Here is a 790-nt window from a genome sequence, read left to right on the forward strand (position 1 = left end):
TGTCCGTACAACTGGCGTAATCATGGCCCTTCGGGGCCATTGTTTCTCTGTGGAGGAGTCCATGACGAAAGATGAACTGATTGCCCGTCTCCGCTCGCTGGGTGAACAACTGAACCGTGATGTCAGCCTGACGGGGACGAAAGAAGAACTGGCGCTCCGTGTGGCAGAGCTGAAAGAGGAGCTTGATGACACGGATGAAACTGCCGGTCAGGACACCCCTCTCAGCCGGGAAAATGTGCTGACCGGACATGAAAATGAGGTGGGATCAGCGCAGCCGGATACCGTGATTCTGGATACGTCTGAACTGGTCACGGTCGTGGCACTGGTGAAGCTGCATACTGATGCACTTCACGCCACGCGGGATGAACCTGTGGCATTTGTGCTGCCGGGAACGGCGTTTCGTGTCTCTGCCGGTGTGGCAGCCGAAATGACAGAGCGCGGCCTGGCCAGAATGCAATAACGGGAGGCGCTGTGGCTGATTTCGATAACCTGTTCGATGCTGCCATTGCCCGCGCCGATGAAACGATACGCGGGTACATGGGAACGTCAGCCACCATTACATCCGGTGAGCAGTCAGGTGCGGTGATACGTGGTGTTTTTGATGACCCTGAAAATATCAGCTATGCCGGACAGGGCGTGCGCGTTGAAGGCTCCAGCCCGTCCCTGTTTGTCCGGACTGATGAGGTGCGGCAGCTGCGGCGTGGAGACACGCTGACCATCGGTGAGGAAAATTTCTGGGTAGATCGGGTTTCGCCGGATGATGGCGGAAGTTGTCATCTCTGGCTTGGAC

Annotated in this window: 2 protein-coding genes; both read left to right on the plus strand. The window is 57.1% G+C overall.

Translation table 11 applies throughout. The features are described from left to right. The coding region (locus tag GCL84_RS00505; RefSeq protein ID WP_439957730.1) for a DNA-packaging protein FI at positions 1-460 on the plus strand (460 nt) is incomplete at its 5' end. 11 nt (positions 461-471) lie between these two features. Beyond that, a partial coding sequence (locus tag GCL84_RS00510; protein WP_088569002.1) for a head-tail joining protein occupies positions 472-790 on the plus strand: 319 nt, incomplete at its 3' end.

It is taken from the genome of Actinokineospora pegani (genome assembly GCF_009745975.1).
Lineage (GTDB): Bacteria > Actinomycetota > Actinomycetes > Mycobacteriales > Pseudonocardiaceae > Actinokineospora > Actinokineospora pegani.